This is a genomic window from Alcanivorax sp. 24, assembly GCF_004360225.1.
In the GTDB taxonomy this organism is placed as follows: domain Bacteria; phylum Pseudomonadota; class Gammaproteobacteria; order Pseudomonadales; family Alcanivoracaceae; genus Alloalcanivorax; species Alloalcanivorax xiamenensis.
Map to the genome: position 1 here is coordinate 1 of NZ_SNUA01000049.1, position 706 is coordinate 706.

Here is a 706-nt window from a genome sequence, read left to right on the forward strand (position 1 = left end):
ACAATTAGTAAACGAATTATAGAGTTGATGGATGGAGAGCTCTCTTTAGTGAGCCAAGAAGGTGAGGGCAGTGAATTTACTATTATTGTGCCAGTGATGGTAAGCGATGCAGAAGCAACTGCAGAACAAAGTACAGACAAGCCAATACTTAGTGGCATAAATGTATTAATTGTTGAAGATAACCCTGTAAATCAAATCGTGCTGCAAAAAATGATGCAAGACACCCAGTGTACTATCAAAAAGGCAAACGATGGCTTACAGGCACTTGAAGAGCTTAAAAGTTTTACGGCAGATATTATATTGATGGACTGCCAAATGCCCCACATGGATGGCTATCAATGTACACAAGCAATTAAACAGAACCCTGCGCTGTATGGCGAAGCTATCATTATTGCTATTACGGCGAATGCCTTTGAAGAGGACCAAAAGCGCTGCCTTGTAGCTGGCATGGATGACTTCATCTCGAAGCCCATTAATAAAGATGAGCTTTATCGCTGCTTAAATAAATGGTTTAAAGCGCGTTTAGTCGATCAATGATTGCCTGAATCGTGCTTTCTGCAATTAGATCATCGGCCAACATGGGTTTTGCGAAGTAGTACCCTTGTAAATCTTCGCAGCCCATCTCTGTTAAGAAGCTGATTTGCTCACTTGTCTCAACTCCTTCAGCAATACAATATAAGCCTAAGTTCGATGACAACGCATGGAT

The 706-nt window shown here is 41.2% G+C and carries 2 protein-coding genes; one reads left to right on the forward strand and one right to left on the reverse strand.

Going from position 1 to position 706, the window contains the following annotated elements:
* On the forward strand, positions 1 to 537 hold a 537-nt coding region (locus E0L37_RS21230), incomplete at its 5' end, for a response regulator (RefSeq protein ID WP_133493626.1).
* On the opposite strand, the gene E0L37_RS21235 is transcribed toward E0L37_RS21230, so the two are convergent.
* The coding region (locus tag E0L37_RS21235; protein ID WP_133493627.1) for an EAL domain-containing protein at positions 512 to 706 on the reverse strand (195 nt) is incomplete at its 5' end. The two genes, E0L37_RS21230 and E0L37_RS21235, sit on opposite strands and share 26 nt — an antisense overlap.